The organism is Arenibacter arenosicollis (assembly GCF_014397245.1).
Taxonomy (GTDB): domain Bacteria; phylum Bacteroidota; class Bacteroidia; order Flavobacteriales; family Flavobacteriaceae; genus Arenibacter; species Arenibacter arenosicollis.
The window spans coordinates 20,039-38,744 of the sequence record NZ_JACLHY010000006.1; the positions used below are offsets into that span (position 1 = coordinate 20,039).

Genomic DNA, 18,706 nt, shown 5'->3' on the forward strand with positions numbered 1-18,706 from the left:
AATACGCTTCGGCGTATTTTTTTAGTTAGTTTACCAATTATAATCAGCGAAATTATTTAATGAAAAATTATTTATTGGCCATATCCCTCTTATTTATCTCCTATGGATATTCACAAGTGGACAAAAATGAAGAAGAGGTAAAGCAATTAAAAGCAGTAATTCTCAATGCCCAAACTGACCAGCCTATGGAAAGTGTGCATGTGGTGAACCTGAATCAGGTAGTAGGAACAATTTCCAATGAAAAGGGAGAGTTCGAAATTCCTGCGAAAGTCAACGACACACTTTACTTTTCTTTTTTGGGTTTTAAATCCCAAAAAGTTAGGGTTACCAATGATATGTTCAAATTTAAGGGAACAAAAATATCCTTAACGGAATTGGCATACGCTCTGGAAGAGGTCATTGTTAGACCCTACTCTCTAACCGGCTATTTGGAAATTGATGTAAAGAACTTACCCCTGAACAATGCATTCCAATATAGTATTTCTGGACTATCTGTTGGTTATGAAGGTGGCAACAAAAATCCAAGTGCAGTTACCAAAGTGCTGGGTGCCATACTTAATCCCGCCGATCTGCTACGGAATTTGTTCGGAAAGAAACCCAATCAAATGCGCAAGCTAAGACAGATGAAGGAAGACGATAGAATTAGAGATCTTTTGGCCTCAAAATTTGATAGGGAGACCTTAATGGAGTTACTTCAATTGGAAAAGGTAGATATTGAGGACATTCTAAATAATTGCAATTATTCCAGATCTTTCATAACTACGGCCAATGATCTTCAAATCTTGGATGCTATTAGCAGTTGTTACGAAGAATATAAAGTTTTGAATAGGAAACGGTAACCCAGGGCAGTTCCTTCCTTATGGTTAGGCTCCTCTTCATCTACCCAAAACAATATTTTCAATTGTTCGGTGCCCGAGGTTTAGCTTAAAATATTTTATTATCCCATGATCATTTTATAGCTTTAAACAAAAATGACGTTAATGAAAAAGGGACTTTTAATTGTCGTATTTCTGTCGATCATTTTTTCCTGCAAAAAAAATAAAAATGAAGTTGTAAAGGAAAGCGAAACGATTATTGAACTTTCCCAGAAACCGCAGTTGTACCCACCTTTTGTTTGGGATGCAGCCAATATATACTTTCTACTTACCGATCGTTTCTATAACGGTGATACCCTAAATGATATTACTCTGAACAGAACAAAGGAAACTGCCTTACTCAGGGGATTTATGGGTGGTGATATACAAGGAATTACCAATAAAATAAACGAGGGATATTTTACAGATTTGGGCATTAATGCAATTTGGTTTACTCCAGTTGTAGAGCAGGTCCATGACAATGTGGACGAAGGAACAGGAAGTACATACGGCTATCATGGCTATTGGGCAAAGGATTGGACAGCCTTGGACCCCAATTTCGGAACTAAAAAAGATTTGGAAATCCTGGTCAGGACCGCACATGAAAAGGGCATCAGAATATTAATGGATATTGTGCTCAACCATACAGGACCGGTTACGGACATGGACCCAGTATGGCCAAAAGAATGGGTGCGTACAGGACCAGTTTGTGAGTACACCAATTACGAAACAACAACCAATTGTACATTGGTCGAGAACCTACCAGATATTAATACGGAATCGGACAATGCCATTGAACTTCCCGATGCCCTTTTGGCCAAATGGAAGGAAGAAGGTCGTTTAAGTAACGAACTTGACGAATTGCAGGTTTTTTTTAATCGCACAAAATACCCTAGAGCTCCCCGTTTTTATATTATTAAATGGCTCACCGACTATGTAAATGACCTTGGCATAGATGGTTTTAGGGTAGATACTGCCAAACATGTGGACGAAAAGTCCTGGAAAGAATTATACAGCGAAGCCTCCTACGCTTTTAATACTTGGAAAAAGAAACATCCTGAGGAAGTGTTGGACGACAACCCTTTTTATATGGTAGGCGAGGTATATGGTTACGGCGTATCAGCCGGTCGTGAATATGATTTTGGGGACAAAAAAGTAGATTATTTCGATTATGGGTTTCATAGTCTGATTAATTTCGAATTAAAGGATGATGCCAAAAAGGATTATGAAACTATATTTAAAAAATATAGTCACTTGTTACACACTAAATTGGAAGGCAAGAGTGTTGTTAACTATCTTACTTCCCACGATGATGCTACTCCGTATGACAAGGAAAGACAAAACCCATACAGATCGGCAAATATACTATTACTGACTCCCGGAGCCTCGCAAATCTATTACGGGGATGAGACCAATAGAAGTTTGACCGTTGAAGGGGCCCAGGGCGATGCTACCCATAGGTCATTTATGAATTGGGAGGATTTGGACAGTATTTCCAATAGCAATAAAGTACTGGCATATTGGCAAAAACTTGGAAAATTCAGAAACGATCACACCGCAATTGGGGCTGGCGTGCACCAAAGACTTTCCAAGCAGCCATATGTTTTTGGAAGAACCTATGTAAAAGGGGATTTCAAGGATAAAGTGGTAGTTGGACTAGAGTTGCCAAAAGGTAAAAAGTCCCTATGGGTGAAAGACTTTTTTGGAGATGGTACAAAACTCTTTGATGCTTTTTCAGAAACCTATATCACCGTAGACAAGGGCAAGGCGGTACTGGATAACGACTATGACATCGCATTATTGGAAATGGCCAAAAACTAGGATTTACTATAGCCTAAACTAATTTCTTTTACCCCGACACCAGTCATTTTAACTTTTTTACAATATAATTTCTAAATATGTTCCCTAATTTCGTGCACTTCCCTTTTAGGGTTAAATAATGATTACAATAGAATTTAAATGAAGCTGAATAGAAGGCAATTTATCCTAAAACTATTTTTAGGTACCATTAGTTTTCTGGTGCTTGATTCCTTCTGGTTGGAAACCTATTTTATTGAATGGACCGAGCACGACATTTCCGAATCAGGACCTAAAAAAATCAAGGCGATTCACTTGACCGACCTACATTTGCGAAGTATAAAATCGGTGCATGCATCCATTGCCAAGCGAATTAACGAGGAACAACCTGATGTCATTTTTTTTACTGGGGACTCAGTTGAACGAAACAAATACCTAACCGTTTTACAAGATTTTTTAAGCTTAATTGATATCAAAATACCAAAGGTTACCATCTTAGGCAATAAGGAATCTTCTGACAGGGTAGATTTACAAAAGTTAAGAAAAGTTTACGCAAATCATAATGGAATTTTACTCATTAACGAAGCGTACTTGCTCAAAATAAACAACAGGAAAATTAACATTATCGGATTAGACGACTACGTACATGGTGAACCTGATTTTCTAAAAGCTACCGAAGGAGTAAACAAATCATTGACCACTGTAGTACTTAATCATTGTCCTGTTTATAGAGAAGAAATAGATCGGTTAAGCTTACCTTTAAATATTAAACCTGACCTTATATTAGCTGGGCATACCCATGGGGGGCAGATTACCTTTTTTGGAGAACCCTTCTTCACACCATTTGGGAGTGGAATATATGTTAAAGGTTGGTACAACAACGAAATTTCAAAAATGTATGTATCCAAAGGAGTTGGGACGACCAAACTACCTATACGTTTTGGAGCTATGGCCGAAGCAAGTATTTTCTATATCTAATTGTTAAGTTTGGGAATGGAGTGCTATCCTATTCCCTTCCGTATCTTTTATTGAGGCCATAAACCCATGACCTTTTTCCATTTGTTTTTTTTGCCTGAATAATTATTCCCCATGCATTTTCAACCCTAACCAACTTGTGGGGAAGATCTTTGCAGTAAAAATACAGTATTGCACCAAAGGTATCACTAGGAATGTACATTTCATGCTGCATTAAGGACCCCATAGCACCTGTTTTACCTGGTGCTGAAGGAAACCAGCCCATAACAAGTCCATCCAAATCATGAATGGAATAGAAATCTTAAAAACCGATTCATAGAAGTTTTTGGCCCGCTCCATATCGTTAACCGGAATCTCGAACCAACCACCATATTGCTTTCCATAACCTATTTATTTCTCCAAAATGGATTTCAGACTTTGGAGCCCTTCTTCAAAATCCTTTCCAACAGCCTTATCCATACTCATAAAAAGCATCATTATTGACATTGGAAATTTATTATTCCCCTTAAAGCCCCAGGTTACTTTTGTTTTTCCCTTACCGGTTTCGGCAACATCCAAATAGCAATCCGAGGTAGATTTGAAAGGTTTGAGAAATCGAAGCTCCCCTTCCACCCTTTCGCCATCAACTATTTTGGTGATTTCCTGTTCACCTTCACCTACGTCCTTGTTTCCGTTCCAATAACTTATAGCCCCTACTTCCCCATCTACACCTGTAAATTTTTTATCCATCATGGGGTCTTTTTTTGCCCATGGAGACCACTCTTGTTGTTTTTTCAAATACTTGATATATTCAAAGACATCTTCCTTTGGCCGATTTATTTCAATAGAACGTGAAACATCATAATTTTTTGGCGCCAATAGGGCCAGTATGGCAATTAAAACAATTAGCCCCAGTACAATATAAAGTAAAGTTGTCATTAAATCTTATGTGTTGGTTTACTCTAAATATAATGAAAAAATCATTTTGTCCCGTGAAATCTGGCCAAAACATCATTCAGACTCCTAACTGATTTTTTGGTCCAATCCAATCTCTTTTCCAATTTCTCTTCTTCCGTTAAACTCCAATCAATTTCTGTTCTCCTTAAATTATTGGTCAAGGCATGTAAAATAATAGCCGCAGAAACCGATATATTTAAACTTTCCGTAAAGCCTACCATAGGTATTGTAAGAAAAGAATCCGCCTTATCCAATACTTCCCTACTCAAGCCATCCCGTTCCGTTCCAAAAAATAATGCTGTCTTGCCTGTAAATTCAAAATTAGTTAGGGAACAATTATTTTCATGAGGAGTTGTGGCCACAATTTTATACCCTTGTCGCCTTAAGGTATCTATACAGTCCGTAGTGTTTTTATATCTTTTTATATCAACCCATTGCTGTGCTCCCATGGCAATATCTTTGTCCAATCGCTTGCCAAACTTGCTTTCTATAAGATGTGCTTGTTGCACCCCAAAAACATCACAGCTTCTTACCACAGCGCTGGTGTTGTGCATTTGGTAGACATCTTCAATAGCTACGGTAATATAATTTGTCCGTTCTTCCAAAATGTCCAAAAAACGGGATTTACGTTTTGGGGTGATAAATCCTTCAAGATATTCTAACAGCTTATGATCAACCATAATCCTAAGATATTAAAAAAGAAATCGTTTAATTTTACAAAAATTGCTTATTCAACCAAAATGAAAAAAATAATAGTTTTAACGGGTGCAGGGGTAAGTGCCGAAAGTGGAATAAATACCTTTAGGGATGCGGACGGACTATGGGAAGGCCATGATGTTATGGAAGTGGCCACTCCACAAGGTTTTCATAAAAACCCAGAATTGGTGCTCAATTTTTACAACGAAAGAAGAAGGCAGTTATTCAATGTATTCCCTAATGAGGCACATAAATCGTTGGCTCTCCTGGAAGAACATTTTGATGTAAGCATCATTACCCAAAATGTAGATGACTTACATGAGCGGGCCGGAAGTACTAAGGTAATACACCTACATGGAGAGTTGTTAAAGGCAAGGAGCATTCATAATCCCAATTCAATAATTGATTGGAAAACTGATATAAAAATTGGGGACCTTTCAGAAGATGGGAAACAATTACGCCCCCATATTGTATGGTTTGGTGAGGAAGTACCATTATTGGAAAAAGCAGCCAATATAACCCAAACTGCCAATATTTTAATCATAATAGGCACCTCCATGCAGGTTTATCCAGCGGCCAGTTTAATACATTATGTGTCAAGAAATACCCCCATATTCTTTATAGACCCAAAACCCAATATAAACCAGACCGATTTTAACGGGCTAACAATAATACAGGCCAGTGCGGCAAAAGGTGTGCCTGTATTGGTATCGGACCTAATTGCAAAGGAAGGTTAAAATCGTATCTTATACTTTGGGATTTCCCCTCTAATTACATGTATATTGACTTATTCAGAACTCTATAGCGCCCTTGACTACGTTGACCATTCCCGGCATAAAAGGAAGGAGATGTCCAACCTTATCTTGAATAGTCCCCTAAACATTGCAACAATTATGGAAATAGCCTTTCAAGTGGATGACCCTGTTTCCTGCAAAGCGTGTTGGATTATGGAATTTACTGCCAAAGAACATTTACCGCATCTTTTTCCGTATATGGATAACTTTGTCGAAAACATTGGTAAGGTACACTTAGACCCAGCAGTAAGGCCAATCGCAAAAATATGCGAGTATTTAATGAAATCCTACTTTCAATCAAAGGACAAAAAGACTTGCGAAACCCTAACAGACCAACATTTGGAGGGTATTACATCTGCTTGTTTCGATTGGCTCATCGGTGACCATAAAGTGGCCGCCCAAGCATATTCCATGACTAGTCTTTTGTTACTGGGTAGAAAATTCCACTGGATCCATCCAGAATTACGTATGATTTTAGAGCAGAATTACCAATTAGGCAGTGCTGCATATAAGGCTAGGGCCAGGATGACCCTTGCTAAGCTGTAATGAATCACAACTCCCAAATAAATAACAGAACAATCTTTCGCTTAACTTTTAATCTCCTTAACTTATAGCTATCTTTGCGCTTTTCCAAAATCAATCAAATATTACAAAATGTCATTAAACAAACTAAACGCCATATCTCCCATTGACGGTAGATACAGAAATAAAGTAGATTCCCTTGCTTCGTATTTTTCTGAGGAGGCGCTTATAAAATATAGGGTGCGAGTAGAGATTGAATATTTTATTGCTCTTTGTGAAGTTCCGCTACCTCAACTTTCAAATTTTGACAATTCGAAATTTAACGATTTAAGAAAAATCTATATTGATTTTGACTCCGAGGATGCCATAGCCATTAAGGAAATTGAAAAGGTAACCAACCATGATGTCAAGGCCGTTGAGTATTTTATTAAGAAGGAGTTCGACAAATTAGGTTTGGAGACCCATAAGGAATTCATTCATTTTGGACTTACTTCACAAGATATCAATAACACTGCTATTCCACTATCCATTAAAGATGCAATGAACGAGGTTTACGTACCCCAATATTTGGAGGTATTGAACAAGTTAACTGCTCTGGTCAAGGAATGGGAAGCCATACCTATGTTGGCCAGGACCCACGGACAGCCTGCTTCCCCTACTCGATTGGGGAAGGAAATCGAGGTATTTACAGTACGTCTGGAAGAACAGTTCAATTTACTTAACGACATTCCAAGTGCTGCCAAATTTGGTGGCGCAACAGGGAACTATAATGCCCATAAAGTAGCCTATCCACAAATTGATTGGAGAGAATTTGGCCAAAAATTTGTTCAGGAAAAACTTGGTCTACATCATTCCTTCCCAACTACTCAGATAGAGCATTACGACCATATGGCTGCATTATTCGATTGCCTCAAAAGGATCAATACCATTATAATAGATTTGGATAGGGATTTTTGGACCTATGTTTCCATGGACTATTTTAAGCAAAGAATAAAAGCAGGGGAAGTGGGATCCTCAGCAATGCCACATAAGGTAAATCCCATCGATTTTGAAAACTCGGAAGGAAATCTGGGCATAGCCAATGCCATTTTTGAACACTTGTCCGCCAAACTTCCAATTTCACGACTACAAAGGGATTTAACGGATAGCACGGTTCTAAGAAACGTTGGTGTGCCTTTTGGACATACCCTAATTGCTTTTCAATCTACCCTAAAAGGATTAAATAAATTGCTCCTGAACAAGGAAAAGTTTGAGCAAGACCTGGAAAACAATTGGGCAGTGGTTGCTGAAGCTATTCAAACGATCCTAAGACGTGAGGCCTACCCTAATCCATATGAAGCCTTGAAAGGATTAACTAGGACCAATGAAAAGATTACTCAACAGTCTATATCGAATTTTATTGACACCCTGGAAACAACCGATGCCATAAAAGCGGAATTGAAACAAATAACGCCGAGTAACTATACAGGTATATAAAAACAATAATCTATTTAAAAAGCAATCTAGAGCACCATAATTATACTCTGGGTTGCTTTTCTTTTTTGGGGTTCCTGCAACACCAATTTGCAATTTTCCAAAGTTGCGAATATACCTCCCTATAATCTTTGGGGACATAAAATGTACGGAGGGCAAAATTCACTGTACCATCTGCCAACTACAATACATTCACCAATGGTGTCTGCTCTTCCCAAACTTTAAAAATTTAGTGTTATATCGGGTTACAAGCACTTTAATTGCTGAGGTATTAAATTTTAGGTTAATTTTTACACTTGGAATGCTATTTGTTGGTATATATTTTTATACTATAACATGAATTTATTAAATAGGAAAACGATAATATACATTTTGGCTATTTTTACATCAATGTTTATGAATGCACAACATAAAATTCCAAAATCTATTGAAAGTGAAGCCTTAAAAGCACTCTCTTTTTATCCCGAATTATCGGAATGCAATATTGAAATTAGGTTTAAAAGGAATATTAAGAAATCTACGATGCAGGCAAGACCAACTTTTCAAAGTTTCTTTAAAAAACGGAGCAATAGGAACTATGTAATTTTGATTAGTGAGACTTTTAAGATTTCAGATAAAGAATTTACTACTAAGGATATCCCTTCCAATATTCTGATAGGTTGGATCGGCCATGAATTAGGGCACATCATGGATTATCAAAATAGGACTAAATTAAATTTACTTTCTTTTGGGATTAAATACCTCTTTTCCGAACGTTTTATAGTAGAGGCCGAGCGTGCGGCCGACACCTACGCTGTTGCCCAAGGCATGGAAAAATATATTCTTGCAACGAAGAATTTTATTTTAAACCATTCTGATATAGCTGCTTCCTATAAAGATCGAATTAAAAAATATTACTTATCGCCGGAAGAGATCATGGTATTGGTCGAGGAGCGTAGCAACTAGATCTAATTAGAGATCTTCGATTGAATAAATTTTTCCCAATCGGCAAATTTTTCTTCATTCATAACGCGCTCCATTTTTACTTGACCACCTTTCTTTTTATTCTTCCCATTCCAGTCGTAAAAACAGTCGGTGGAAACTACCTTAACCTTCACTCCCTTTAAGGATTTACTCCTAGCTACCTTATAGTTCTTGTTGGCCTCCATCAAGAACTCGTCCAAGGAATTTGACAGTGAGGCGCAATCAGGATTTTCCATATCCGACCCCAAATACCAACAATGATAGAACTCGCCATCATCACAACGTTTGGCACAGATGGTATATTCGGGAATCTTGGTAGAATACGCATCTTCCAGATGTCTTATAGCATCATCCATTTTGTTTACAGAGAGCTGAGAACCAACAGTATTCAAGAAAAATTTTGTGCGCCCGGTAATCTGTATTTCCGCTTTCTCCAAATTTGTGAACCTAATGGTATCACCTATTAAATAGCGCCAAGCTCCACTTACCGTACTAATGACAAGTACATAATCTTGATCCAATTCCACTTCGTTTAAGGCTTTGGCTGGAGCATTTGGGGTTAAAGATCCATCTTCCCGAATGTATTCAGGCTTAAAGGGAACAAATTCAAAATAGATTCCATTATCGGTGATCAATTGCATGGCCTTGGTTTCTGGCCTGGTCTGACAAGCTATAAAACCTTCGGAAGCCAAGTAGGTATCTATAACGGTAATAGGATGCCCCATAAGTGCATTAAAACTTTTTTCATAGGGTCCAAAGGCAACCCCGCCGGAAGTATACACCATTAAATTGGGCCAAATTTCATGGATGTTTTTTAGACTATGATATTCTATAACTTTTTGGAGCATCAATTCTATCCATGAAGGTATACCACTTAAGGCTCCAATGTCCCAATCTGCGGCTCGCTCCGCTATGCGTTCTACTCTTTTATCCCAATCCTCAATTTTCGCGATTTCCTCCCCTGGCTTGTAATAACTTCTAAACCAGAACGGGATATTTCCAGCACTTATACCGCTAATTTCGCCTTCCATAAATTCATTTCGTTCCTCTAGATTGGTGGAACTACCCAGCATCATAATTTCCTTTTCAAAAAAATCAGCAGGTAAATCAAAATTACTCAATGCAAAGACTTGTTTAAGTCCGGCAGCCCTTATGGACTCTATCATGTCATCGGTTACTGGTATGCGCTTACTGCTTTTACCCGTAGTTCCAGAACTTAGTGCAAAATAGGAAGGCCGGCCCGGCCAGGTAACATTTTCATGTCCGTCATGTAATTTATGCCACCACTCATCATTTATTTTATTATAATCGAAATAAGGAATTTTTTCAGCAAATTTCCTGGGAAAATCCTCAGAATTTAAAATAGTTTCAAAATTGTAATATTGACCAAAGTCCGTATTTTTTGCAATATTCAAAATACTCCGAAGTACTTCTTGTTGCTCTTTCCAATGATCACTTTCGGTAGAAAACGTTTCCTTTAAGTGAATTGCACCTTTAATAATGTTGCCTAGGATTGCCATCGTAAATATTTTTGATTATTAATGTCTTCTTCTGCAACTCCCTTTAAAATATTAGGTTTAGTTTGGCTATATCCCATCAAGAGCCGATTCAACAAACAAATATCCCCAATTCCCTATCGTGACTTTATTACTAAACAAAAAATGTTTAACGCATTTCAATTAATTGTAAAAAGTACACCTTCCAGCACATTTGAAAAATTCCAATTTCATTGAAATCCAAAAATCAACGGAAATGGTTAAAATAGTATAAAAGACAACTGCACTTACCTAGGAATAAAAAGTGCCACTAATAAACTTTGGTTTATTTGGGTTAAAAATTAATTTTTAAGGAAACATCCTCCAACGGTCGTTTTCTTATATTATCCCTGCATTTATTCCACTTTTGCATTTATGTAGAAATACTGGTGAAGAATAAAAATCACTTGCCGAGGTTGTCTATTTCCTGGTTTAATTAACAGGAATATAGAATTTACTTACAATAGGTGGGAATTAAGCAATACGATTTAATGGGTAACTTGATAAACAAATATATTAACCAAAATTTCATACAATGGAAAATAAATTCTCTATAGAAGACGCAGTCACCAAACTCTGGAACAAACTGGATGGATGGTTGGATGCGATAATTTTAAAACTTCCCAATATTGTTATGGCCATCGTGGTCATGATATTATTCTATATCCTGGCCAGGGTAATTAGAAAAATACTAAGGAGATTACTGACGAAAAGTGTAGACCAGAAATCCGTGCAGGAAATCATCGGTAAGGTTGTATTTGTAATCATTATGTTAATTGGTTTTTTCGTGGCACTTGGAGTTATGGAACTGAACAAAGTGCTAACCAGTATTCTTGCCGGTGCCGGTGTTATTGGATTGGCCATTGGTCTTGCCCTGCAAGGCACCTTGAACAATACCTTTGGAGGTTTGATCCTTTCCTTTATGCCTAAATTAAAAATTGATGATTTTATCGAATCAGATGGCTATTCTGGTTTTGTATCGGAAATCAATCTAAGAAATATTGTTCTTAGGCAGCCCGATAATAATTATGTTGTAATACCTAATTCAAATTTTATAGATGGTTCGTTTACCAATTATTCCATTTCCCAAAGAAGTAGGATATCTGTTGCATGTGGGGTAGGTTATGAAAGTAGTCTTCAACAGGTAGAGGATCTTGTGGTTAAACTCATCGCTGAAAATTTTGATCAAAAAGAAGATGAAGACGTGGAATTCTTTTTTACTGAATTTGGTGACAGTTCCATTAATTTCATTGTCCGTTTCTGGATAGATATGGCTAACAATAAACATAAATTGGCCGCAACCCATAAGGCCGTTAAAATTATTAAGGAGAATTTCGATAACCAAAATATCAATATCCCTTTCCCCATTCGTACTTTGGATTTTAACAAGAACAACCTACAGGTATTGATTGACGATAAATCCGAAAAAGCTTAGGGCACTGTATAAATTTTGGCCTCAGCGGAATGGAACATTTGCAAAAAAACCTGTATCAAAATTTTTGATACAGGTTTTTTTAAGTTGCATGGATGCTACTTAACCTTTCATAAAATCCTTTAGGCCTCCCAAGCCCTCTCCCCTATAATCGGATTTTTCCATAGCTTTCATAAATTGGACCAATTTGGCAGGGTTCATATTTTTTCCCAAAACCCGAACCAACATAAAACCCTTATCATCACTATCGCCGTAGATAACTACCTCATCAATGGCATCATCATCCCCTAAATATCTTACAGAAGCCTTGCCAAAACTGGTGTTCATTTTCATCAACTCGGTAAATTTGCTGTTTTTTAAAATAGCATTAACATTGGATTTTTCTTTTTGAAACTCCGTTAGATTATCCGCAGTTATCTTAAATGCCAGAATATTAAGTTTTTTTAGAGACCCCAATGCCTCCCTTTGGTCCTCCGTAAGGTCCGCTTTATCCATATTCAATAAGCTTACCGGAAGATCAACGGATAAAAAATTAGGATTGCCCTCATTATCCACAAAATACTCCTGTAAACTCTGTGTAGACGAACATGCCGTCATAACAATGGCCGACATAATGACCAAGGCCAATTTTCCGAATATTTTTTTCATTTCCTTATGTTTTAGGTTTTAATCCAAAATGAAGGGAAATGGTTTTAACTTATCCCATTCCCCTAAACATTTACTTTCTATTTTTACCCGCCTTGCTGAGTTCTGAAGGCAAATTCATCTTCTGGGTGAGTGACCCGATCTTGTTTAAATCTATATCTCCAGTTAGGGAAAGTAATACTGTTTCTATTTTTCTGTCGTTGATTTCCACATTCATGTTTTTAACTCCCGTAACAAACATTAACAGCTCGCTCACATGGTCTTCATCCTTTCCGCTCTTGATATAAAATTTTACATTGGCATCCTTATCCTTGACCCTCATTAATTCCTGTAAGGATGAGGATTTCAAATATTTCTCCATGGTAGTGTGCATATCCGCGGAAACCTTTTTATCCTCGGTGATAAATACCTTTAGATTTTTTAAGTTTTGAGCAATATCCATAAAATCCTGAGCCTCTTTGTCATCGACCTCGACGTTTATCTTACTCAATAACTTAAACATACTTTCATTGACCACTACGGCGCTTACATTGTCCAAATCCTCGTACTTATCGAACATGGATTGCGAAAACCCCATTAATGGTAATACTGCTACTAAGGCTATTATAATATTCTTTTTCATCTTTTTTAATTTAATTTCTGTTGTAAATTTTTTGTTTCGTTTCTTCAAATTCCCTTAAATAAGCTACTTTCTCGGTTCCCCTGCCAAGATTGGTCGCCAATAGACTTAATGCCTTTTTGGTTTCCTGATAGGCGTATTCCGCTTCTCTCTGTTCCTGATAGCTTCTTCCAAAATATATACCAAAAATCAAGATGCTTACGGCTGCAATGGAAATCCACTTTATATAACTTTTTTTTCTAGGTTTTAATGGAACCTGCTTGGTAAACCGCTCTTCTTTGGCAACGGAAAAGTACTGAAACATTGGAGCATGCCTTTTTAGGTGTGGAGGAACATCCTCCCTTGTAAAATACGCTCTCAACATTTCTTCCTCGGCAACCGTAGTAGTTGCCTCAAAATACTTTTCCAATAATTTTTCTATGTTATTGAATTCCATAATTGTGCTTTTGTACTAATTTTTCCCTTACTGTTTTTCTTGCTCTGGACAAGGCTACCCTAACGGCAGTAGCGCTCATACCCAATAAATCCGCTATTTCCTCAAATTCATATTGTTCCACATCCCGTAATTGCAAAACCATTTTTTGTTGCTCGGGCAATTCTTCCATAATTTTTTCTATCCAACTTAAACTATCACTAACCTCTATCTGGGTCTGTATTGAAACATTTTCATCCTTATAATTACTATGTACCAATTTTAAGTTGCCGGCCTGTTTGGACTTAAGTCGGTCCAAGCAAAAATTCTTGGTCATCATCATGGCATAAGCCTCCACATTATTATAGCCGGTCATCATCTTGTTCTTGGACCATAGTTTCAATAAGATTTCTTGGGTGGCATCCTCAGCTTCTTCTTTAGAGACCAATAAGCGCTTTGCCAGCCTATAAAGTTTATCCTTAAATGGTAAAACCACATTTAAAAACTCAGTTTGTTGCATTTGGTTTAGTTGTTTTATAATCCTCCATAAAAGGCTTACATAGGGAAGACGACATACATCGAATTTTGTTACAATTAGTTTCCAATTCTTTACAATGTAAGTAATTTAGTCCTATGGAAACCAAATAGGTAATATATCCGTATATAAATAAAATCGTTCCCCAAAACTGATTCATACTTTTTTAATGGAATGATATTTGCACGCCACAGTTAATTAATTTCAGGCAATTATTAAAAGATTATGAAGAAGTATTTATTAGCATTTTTGGGATTGAGTTTGTTTCTCAGCAGTTGTAGTAAGAATGATGCCACCCTGGTTACAGAGGAAATTGAAGAAATAATTCCTGCACCAGAAATAGATATAACGGTCCAAAATTTTATGTGGCAGACTATGAACACCTATTATTTTTGGCAAAGTGATGTTACGGACTTGGGTGATTCCCGCTTTGAATCTGACGAGGAATATGTCTCTTTTTTGGAATCTGAGCAAGAACCGGGAAAGTTTTTCGATGACAAATTACTGTTCAGTGAAGACCGCTTCAGTTTTTATTCGGATGATTATAAGGAATTGACCCAATCTTTTGCTGGAGTTTCCAAAAGCAACGGTGTGGAATTTGGATTGAGTTTATTTGCCGATAGTGATGATGTTTATGGTTATGTACGTTACATCGTCCCCAATTCCAATGCCTCTTCAAAAGATATCAAAAGAGGGGATATTTTTACCGGAGTTAATGGGACTACCCTTAATTTGAATAATTATGTAGATCTTTTATTTGGCGAAAGTGATACCTATACCTTGAATATGGCGGATATCTCCGATAACATTATTGCCAATACGGATAGAGAGGTTACCTTAACAAAAGAGGCCAATTTAACCGAGAACCCGGTATATATCAGCAATGTATTGGAAACAGGAGGAAAAAAAATAGGCTATTTAATGTATAATGGCTTTACCAACGAATTTGACGAACAGTTGAATGATGCGTTTGGAGAGTTCAAATCTGCTGGTATAACGGATTTGGTATTGGATTTAAGGTACAATCCCGGTGGATCGGTCAATTCGGCCAGATTATTATCCAGTATGATTTATGGTACATTTACCAATAGTGTTTTTCTTAAGGCACGATATAACCAAAAGCTGCAATTGGAATTTAAAGATACCGATCTTATTGAGTATTTCGCAGATAAGACAGACAACAATACCCCTATAAATACGTTAGGCCTAAGCAAGGTTTATGTATTGGCTACAGGGAGTACTGCATCAGCAAGTGAATTGGTAATGAACGGTCTGGAACCTTATATAGAGGTAATCCATATAGGAACCACAACAACAGGCAAAAATGAATTTTCGGTTACCTTTGTTGATGATTTTGAGAATGGAAATGTGTACAGCCCAAACAGAGAAGATAAGATCAACCCAGATAATCAGTGGGCAATACAACCCTTAATTGGTAGAAATGAAAATGCCAATGGTTTTTCCGATTATACGGACGGACTAACACCTGATATTACGTTGAAGGAGGATTTATCCAATTTAGGCATTTTGGGGAATATCAATGAACCTCTTTTAGCAAAGGCAATTGGGGAGATTACAGGAACTACCGCCAAAATGGATTTTACAGTCGATATGCCGGTTATTTTGATAAGTAGTTCCAAATTGTTCACAAAAATCAAGGATAATATGTTTATGGATATTAAAAATCCATTAAACTTGACAAAAAAATAGTAGTAATCCACTACCTATGATGTCGGTAGGACCTAAAACTATCCAACTAGGCAAATCAAAATAGTGTGCGAAGCAATTAACATTACAATTACATCATGAAAAAAATCCTAGGTCTTCTTTTAATGGCGGTTATTCTTTCTTGTTCGGACAAGGATGATGATGCGTTCACCTATCCAAAGGAGACAACTGTCCAGAATTTTATGTGGCAAGGTCTAAACCAATGGTATTTCTGGCAGGCAGATGCTCCCAATTTAGGAGATGATAGATTTACCACCAATGAGGATTATGTTACCTATCTTGAAAAATATCCCGATCCGGAGGAGTTCTTCTACCAAACCTGTTACGAACACTCCAATATTGTTGGAAGTAGTACTGCCATTGACAGGTTTAGCTTTGTAGAAGACGATTATAAAACTCTTGTAAATGCCTTGGAAGGTGTTACAAAAAGCAATGGGCTGGAATATGGACTGGCGCGTAATGAGGGTAGTACCAATCTTTTTGGATACGTACGATACATAATCCCGAATTCCAATGCTTCCACCAAAGATATCGCAAGAGGGGAAATATTTACACGTGTAAACGGCACTCAACTTACGGATGCCAATTATGTTGATCTACTTTTTGGAAGTTCAGATACCTATACCCTTGGAATGGCAGATATTTCCGGCACAGTTGTTACAGATAATGATAAGGAAGTAATATTGACCAAGGAAGAAGGATTGCAGGAAAACCCTATTTTAGTGGCCAAGACCGTAGAGGTCAACGGAACAAAAATAGCCTACCTAATGTACAATGGTTTTACGAGCGGGTATAATGAACAATTGAATACTGCTTTCGGACAATTTAGAACGGAAGGGGCTACAGAATTGGTAGTTGACCTACGTTATAACCCGGGTGGCTCCGTAAACAGCTCCAGATTATTGGCCAGTATGATCTATGGTACCAATACAGATGAACTATATGTAAGGCAACGATGGAACGATAAAATACAGGGACTCCTTAAAAAAGAACAACTGGAAGATTATTTTGCCAATAAAACAGACAAAGGAACAAACTTGAACAGCCTAAACCTTAATACCGTATATGTTCTTGCAACAGGTAGCTCTGCCTCGGCCAGTGAATTGGTGATGAACGGATTGGCTCCGTATTTAGATGTTGTTCATATTGGTGAAACTACACGGGGAAAGAATGAATTTTCGGTAACTATGGTAGATGATATAGACAACGACTACATTTATAGGGCAGGTAGGGAGAACAAAATAAATCCGGGCAATTTATGGGCCATGCAGCCGCTTATGGGTAGAAATGAGAATTCCGCTGGTTTTTCGGACTACACCTCCGGCCTCGCACCTGATGTAGTTCTAAAGGAAGACCTTTCCAACCTTGGAATCCTAGGGGACATAAATGAACCTCTTTTTGCTAGGGCTATCCAGGAAATTACCGGTGTAAGTGCGAAGAGGGACTTTACTGTAAAAATGCCAGTAAATGAAGTATCCAACTCCAAAATGTTCACCGTCCTTAAAGACAATATGTATTTGGATAAACCTGTCGATATTCCATTTCAATAAGGTTTACAAATTCTGAAAAATACTATTGGGCAGAAAAGATGTTCAATTCCAATAAAGAAACCCCTCGTTTACCGGTAGGTTACTACCATATAAAAGAGGGGTTCCAGTTTCTATAGATTATAACTCCCTAGGCTTATTTATAATGACTATTGATCAAGTAAGCCAGTATAAAAATATAATACTTAATTGAAGTAAATCCCACCGGGAATAATTCCCACTGTTAAGGTTTCTATAGCTATTTTGGTATTTAGGTCATAAACGGTAATTGTTCCATTGCTAGCGTAATCTCCGGCATCAGTACCGTATAACCTTCCCTCGTTTACTACCATAGTATAAAAACTGACGCCTTCCAGTGCTACATCGAGAGACAGGTTAGTGGCGGACAAATTTTGTTTATATACCTTATCACCTAATTTATAATACAAATCCCCGCCATCTAAATTTAATCTCCCAGGATGCTGCGTGGTTTCAAATTGGAAATTGGCATCCACTACATTTGTGGCCGTATTGATCTTGGAAAGAACTCCAGGCGTTTCATCTTCAGTATACGATGGTTTACCAGATGCTAATACCCACAGGTTTCCAGAAGCATCCAATTGCATAGAATTGGGCACATCCCCTACCGTAAGCGTTTTTACTACCTCATTGGAAGTGGTATTGATTACTGAAACCTTATTATTTTGCCCCCAAGCTCCTTGATGGGCTACATAAACAGTATTGCCCTTTGCCAAAATGGCTTCAGGTCCCAATACAACAGAAATAGTTCCCTCAACAGTATAATTTTGCAAATTAATAATCGCAACAAAATCATCCGAATCATCTGCGGTATCTCCCCAATTGGTAACATAGCCCTTTCCGTTTACCGCTATGAAATACCTCGGATTGTTTAATCCTTCCGTAATACTTGCTATTTTTTCAAATGTATACCTGTTTACAACATTTATCTTGTTGGATACATTGGCTATAATAAAGGCTTCATCGTCTGTAAAGCCGATCGACTGTACAATATTGCCAAGGTCTTCATCATTCGTCTTTTTAAAAATACCATTTTCTACCACCGATAGATCGTCCGAAATAAAGGAGACAGTTCCCGAGCCATTGCTAAAGGGACCTTCGTTGGAAACCAATATTCCATTTTCGTAATCACCCAAAGGTTCTTGAACCTCGTCATCATCATTGGTACATGACCATGAAAGGCCGATAATCAATAGGGATAAAAATACATTTCTAATCTTCATTT

The 18,706-nt window shown here is 37.4% G+C and carries 20 protein-coding genes; 10 read left to right on the forward strand and 10 right to left on the reverse strand.

Annotated features, from left to right (window positions below):
* Positions 1-59 precede the first annotated feature (59 nt).
* From H4O18_RS07880 to H4O18_RS07890, 3 genes are all read left to right on the forward strand, one after another.
* Positions 60-839: a carboxypeptidase-like regulatory domain-containing protein gene (locus H4O18_RS07880; protein ID WP_187583208.1), complete on the forward strand. Its 780-nt coding sequence runs from the start codon at positions 60-62 to the stop codon at positions 837-839.
* Positions 840-980: 141 nt separating this feature from the next.
* Complete coding sequence (locus H4O18_RS07885) at positions 981-2,675, forward strand: alpha-amylase family glycosyl hydrolase (RefSeq protein WP_187583210.1); 1,695 nt, start codon at positions 981-983, stop codon at positions 2,673-2,675.
* A 138-nt stretch (positions 2,676-2,813) separates the two neighbouring features.
* Positions 2,814-3,629: a metallophosphoesterase gene (locus H4O18_RS07890; RefSeq protein WP_187583212.1), complete on the forward strand. Its 816-nt coding sequence runs from the start codon at positions 2,814-2,816 to the stop codon at positions 3,627-3,629.
* Between the two features lie 28 nt (positions 3,630-3,657).
* Here the strand turns inward: H4O18_RS07890 and H4O18_RS07895 are convergent, their stop codons facing one another.
* The 4 genes from H4O18_RS07895 to H4O18_RS07905 are packed head-to-tail and all read right to left on the reverse strand — an operon-like array spanning position 3,658 to position 5,242.
* On the reverse strand, positions 3,658-3,906 hold the full coding sequence (locus H4O18_RS07895) for a hypothetical protein (RefSeq protein WP_246474118.1): 249 nt from the start codon (positions 3,904-3,906) through the stop codon (positions 3,658-3,660).
* A complete protein-coding gene (locus tag H4O18_RS22575) occupies positions 3,840-4,016 on the reverse strand; it encodes a VOC family protein (RefSeq protein ID WP_425489128.1) in 177 nt (58 codons plus the stop codon). The genes H4O18_RS07895 and H4O18_RS22575 overlap by 67 nt, the downstream gene beginning before the upstream one ends.
* Positions 4,017-4,544 carry an SRPBCC family protein gene (locus tag H4O18_RS07900; RefSeq protein WP_187583214.1) on the reverse strand — a complete coding sequence of 176 codons (528 nt, stop codon included), beginning with the start codon at positions 4,542-4,544 and terminating at the stop codon, positions 4,017-4,019. It abuts the gene before it with no gap.
* A 41-nt stretch (positions 4,545-4,585) separates the two neighbouring features.
* Complete coding sequence (locus H4O18_RS07905; protein ID WP_187583216.1) at positions 4,586-5,242, reverse strand: TrmH family RNA methyltransferase; 657 nt, start codon at positions 5,240-5,242, stop codon at positions 4,586-4,588.
* Positions 5,243-5,302: 60 nt separating this feature from the next.
* On the opposite strand from H4O18_RS07905, the gene H4O18_RS07910 reads away from it, so the two are divergent.
* The 4 genes from H4O18_RS07910 to H4O18_RS07925 all read left to right on the forward strand — a co-directional run bounded on the left by H4O18_RS07910 (position 5,303) and on the right by H4O18_RS07925 (position 8,992).
* Positions 5,303-5,995, forward strand: coding sequence for an SIR2 family NAD-dependent protein deacylase (locus tag H4O18_RS07910; RefSeq protein WP_187583218.1), 693 nt, complete (start codon positions 5,303-5,305; stop codon positions 5,993-5,995).
* A gap of 111 nt (positions 5,996-6,106) precedes the next feature.
* A complete protein-coding gene (locus tag H4O18_RS07915; RefSeq protein ID WP_343065426.1) occupies positions 6,107-6,598 on the forward strand; it encodes an adenylosuccinate lyase in 492 nt (163 codons plus the stop codon).
* A gap of 108 nt (positions 6,599-6,706) precedes the next feature.
* Entirely contained in the window at positions 6,707-8,050 is a 1,344-nt protein-coding gene (purB, locus tag H4O18_RS07920) for an adenylosuccinate lyase (RefSeq protein ID WP_187583222.1), read from the forward strand.
* A 393-nt stretch (positions 8,051-8,443) separates the two neighbouring features.
* Entirely contained in the window at positions 8,444-8,992 is a 549-nt protein-coding gene (locus H4O18_RS07925; RefSeq protein ID WP_187583224.1) for a hypothetical protein, read from the forward strand.
* 2 nt (positions 8,993-8,994) lie between these two features.
* On the opposite strand, the gene H4O18_RS07930 is transcribed toward H4O18_RS07925, so the two are convergent.
* The gene (locus H4O18_RS07930; RefSeq protein ID WP_187583226.1) at positions 8,995-10,530 is read right to left on the reverse strand and encodes a GH3 family acyl-acid amido synthetase; all 1,536 of its coding nucleotides are present in this window, start codon (positions 10,528-10,530) and stop codon (positions 8,995-8,997) included.
* Between the two features lie 550 nt (positions 10,531-11,080).
* Here H4O18_RS07930 and H4O18_RS07935 point away from each other — a divergent pair.
* A complete protein-coding gene (locus H4O18_RS07935) occupies positions 11,081-11,980 on the forward strand; it encodes a mechanosensitive ion channel family protein (protein WP_187583227.1) in 900 nt (299 codons plus the stop codon).
* Between the two features lie 99 nt (positions 11,981-12,079).
* Here H4O18_RS07935 and H4O18_RS07940 read toward each other — a convergent pair whose 3' ends face one another.
* The 4 genes from H4O18_RS07940 to H4O18_RS07955 all read right to left on the reverse strand — a co-directional run bounded on the left by H4O18_RS07940 (position 12,080) and on the right by H4O18_RS07955 (position 14,173).
* Entirely contained in the window at positions 12,080-12,625 is a 546-nt protein-coding gene (locus tag H4O18_RS07940; protein ID WP_187583229.1) for a DUF4252 domain-containing protein, read from the reverse strand.
* Between the two features lie 70 nt (positions 12,626-12,695).
* A complete protein-coding gene (locus H4O18_RS07945) occupies positions 12,696-13,244 on the reverse strand; it encodes a DUF4252 domain-containing protein (protein ID WP_187583231.1) in 549 nt (182 codons plus the stop codon).
* A 10-nt stretch (positions 13,245-13,254) separates the two neighbouring features.
* Positions 13,255-13,677, reverse strand: a complete 423-nt coding sequence (locus H4O18_RS07950) for a hypothetical protein (RefSeq protein WP_187583233.1) — start codon at positions 13,675-13,677, stop codon at positions 13,255-13,257.
* Positions 13,664-14,173 (reverse strand): RNA polymerase sigma factor, encoded by a 510-nt coding sequence (locus tag H4O18_RS07955; RefSeq protein WP_187583236.1) that lies wholly within the window; start codon positions 14,171-14,173, stop codon positions 13,664-13,666. The genes H4O18_RS07950 and H4O18_RS07955 overlap by 14 nt, the downstream gene beginning before the upstream one ends.
* Before the next feature lie 240 nt (positions 14,174-14,413).
* Here H4O18_RS07955 and H4O18_RS07960 point away from each other — a divergent pair, with 240 nt between their 5' ends.
* Entirely contained in the window at positions 14,414-15,898 is a 1,485-nt protein-coding gene (locus H4O18_RS07960) for a S41 family peptidase (protein WP_187583238.1), read from the forward strand.
* Positions 15,899-15,993: 95 nt separating this feature from the next.
* A complete protein-coding gene (locus tag H4O18_RS07965; RefSeq protein ID WP_187583241.1) occupies positions 15,994-17,466 on the forward strand; it encodes a S41 family peptidase in 1,473 nt (490 codons plus the stop codon).
* A 182-nt stretch (positions 17,467-17,648) separates the two neighbouring features.
* Here the strand turns inward: H4O18_RS07965 and H4O18_RS07970 are convergent, their stop codons facing one another.
* Positions 17,649-18,704: a YncE family protein gene (locus H4O18_RS07970; protein ID WP_187583243.1), complete on the reverse strand. Its 1,056-nt coding sequence runs from the start codon at positions 18,702-18,704 to the stop codon at positions 17,649-17,651.
* Positions 18,705-18,706: the final 2 nt, after the last annotated feature.

What these genes read in the sequence shown, in the direction of transcription:
- H4O18_RS07880 (WP_187583208.1), top strand. Translation starts at nt 60, where the DNA reads ATGAAAAATTATTTATTGGCCATATCCCTCTTATTTATCTCCTATGGA.
- H4O18_RS07885 (WP_187583210.1), top strand. Translation starts at nt 981, where the DNA reads ATGAAAAAGGGACTTTTAATTGTCGTATTTCTGTCGATCATTTTTTCC.
- H4O18_RS07890 (WP_187583212.1), top strand. Translation starts at nt 2,814, where the DNA reads ATGAAGCTGAATAGAAGGCAATTTATCCTAAAACTATTTTTAGGTACC.
- H4O18_RS07900 (WP_187583214.1), bottom strand. Translation starts at nt 4,544, where the DNA reads ATGACAACTTTACTTTATATTGTACTGGGGCTAATTGTTTTAATTGCC.
- H4O18_RS07905 (WP_187583216.1), bottom strand. Translation starts at nt 5,242, where the DNA reads ATGGTTGATCATAAGCTGTTAGAATATCTTGAAGGATTTATCACCCCA.
- H4O18_RS07910 (WP_187583218.1), top strand. Translation starts at nt 5,303, where the DNA reads ATGAAAAAAATAATAGTTTTAACGGGTGCAGGGGTAAGTGCCGAAAGT.
- H4O18_RS07915 (WP_343065426.1), top strand. Translation starts at nt 6,107, where the DNA reads ATGTCCAACCTTATCTTGAATAGTCCCCTAAACATTGCAACAATTATG.
- purB (WP_187583222.1), top strand. Translation starts at nt 6,707, where the DNA reads ATGTCATTAAACAAACTAAACGCCATATCTCCCATTGACGGTAGATAC.
- H4O18_RS07925 (WP_187583224.1), top strand. Translation starts at nt 8,444, where the DNA reads ATGAATGCACAACATAAAATTCCAAAATCTATTGAAAGTGAAGCCTTA.
- H4O18_RS07930 (WP_187583226.1), bottom strand. Translation starts at nt 10,530, where the DNA reads ATGGCAATCCTAGGCAACATTATTAAAGGTGCAATTCACTTAAAGGAA.
- H4O18_RS07935 (WP_187583227.1), top strand. Translation starts at nt 11,081, where the DNA reads ATGGAAAATAAATTCTCTATAGAAGACGCAGTCACCAAACTCTGGAAC.
- H4O18_RS07940 (WP_187583229.1), bottom strand. Translation starts at nt 12,625, where the DNA reads ATGAAAAAAATATTCGGAAAATTGGCCTTGGTCATTATGTCGGCCATT.
- H4O18_RS07945 (WP_187583231.1), bottom strand. Translation starts at nt 13,244, where the DNA reads ATGAAAAAGAATATTATAATAGCCTTAGTAGCAGTATTACCATTAATG.
- H4O18_RS07950 (WP_187583233.1), bottom strand. Translation starts at nt 13,677, where the DNA reads ATGGAATTCAATAACATAGAAAAATTATTGGAAAAGTATTTTGAGGCA.
- H4O18_RS07955 (WP_187583236.1), bottom strand. Translation starts at nt 14,173, where the DNA reads ATGCAACAAACTGAGTTTTTAAATGTGGTTTTACCATTTAAGGATAAA.
- H4O18_RS07960 (WP_187583238.1), top strand. Translation starts at nt 14,414, where the DNA reads ATGAAGAAGTATTTATTAGCATTTTTGGGATTGAGTTTGTTTCTCAGC.
- H4O18_RS07965 (WP_187583241.1), top strand. Translation starts at nt 15,994, where the DNA reads ATGAAAAAAATCCTAGGTCTTCTTTTAATGGCGGTTATTCTTTCTTGT.
- H4O18_RS07970 (WP_187583243.1), bottom strand. Translation starts at nt 18,704, where the DNA reads ATGAAGATTAGAAATGTATTTTTATCCCTATTGATTATCGGCCTTTCA.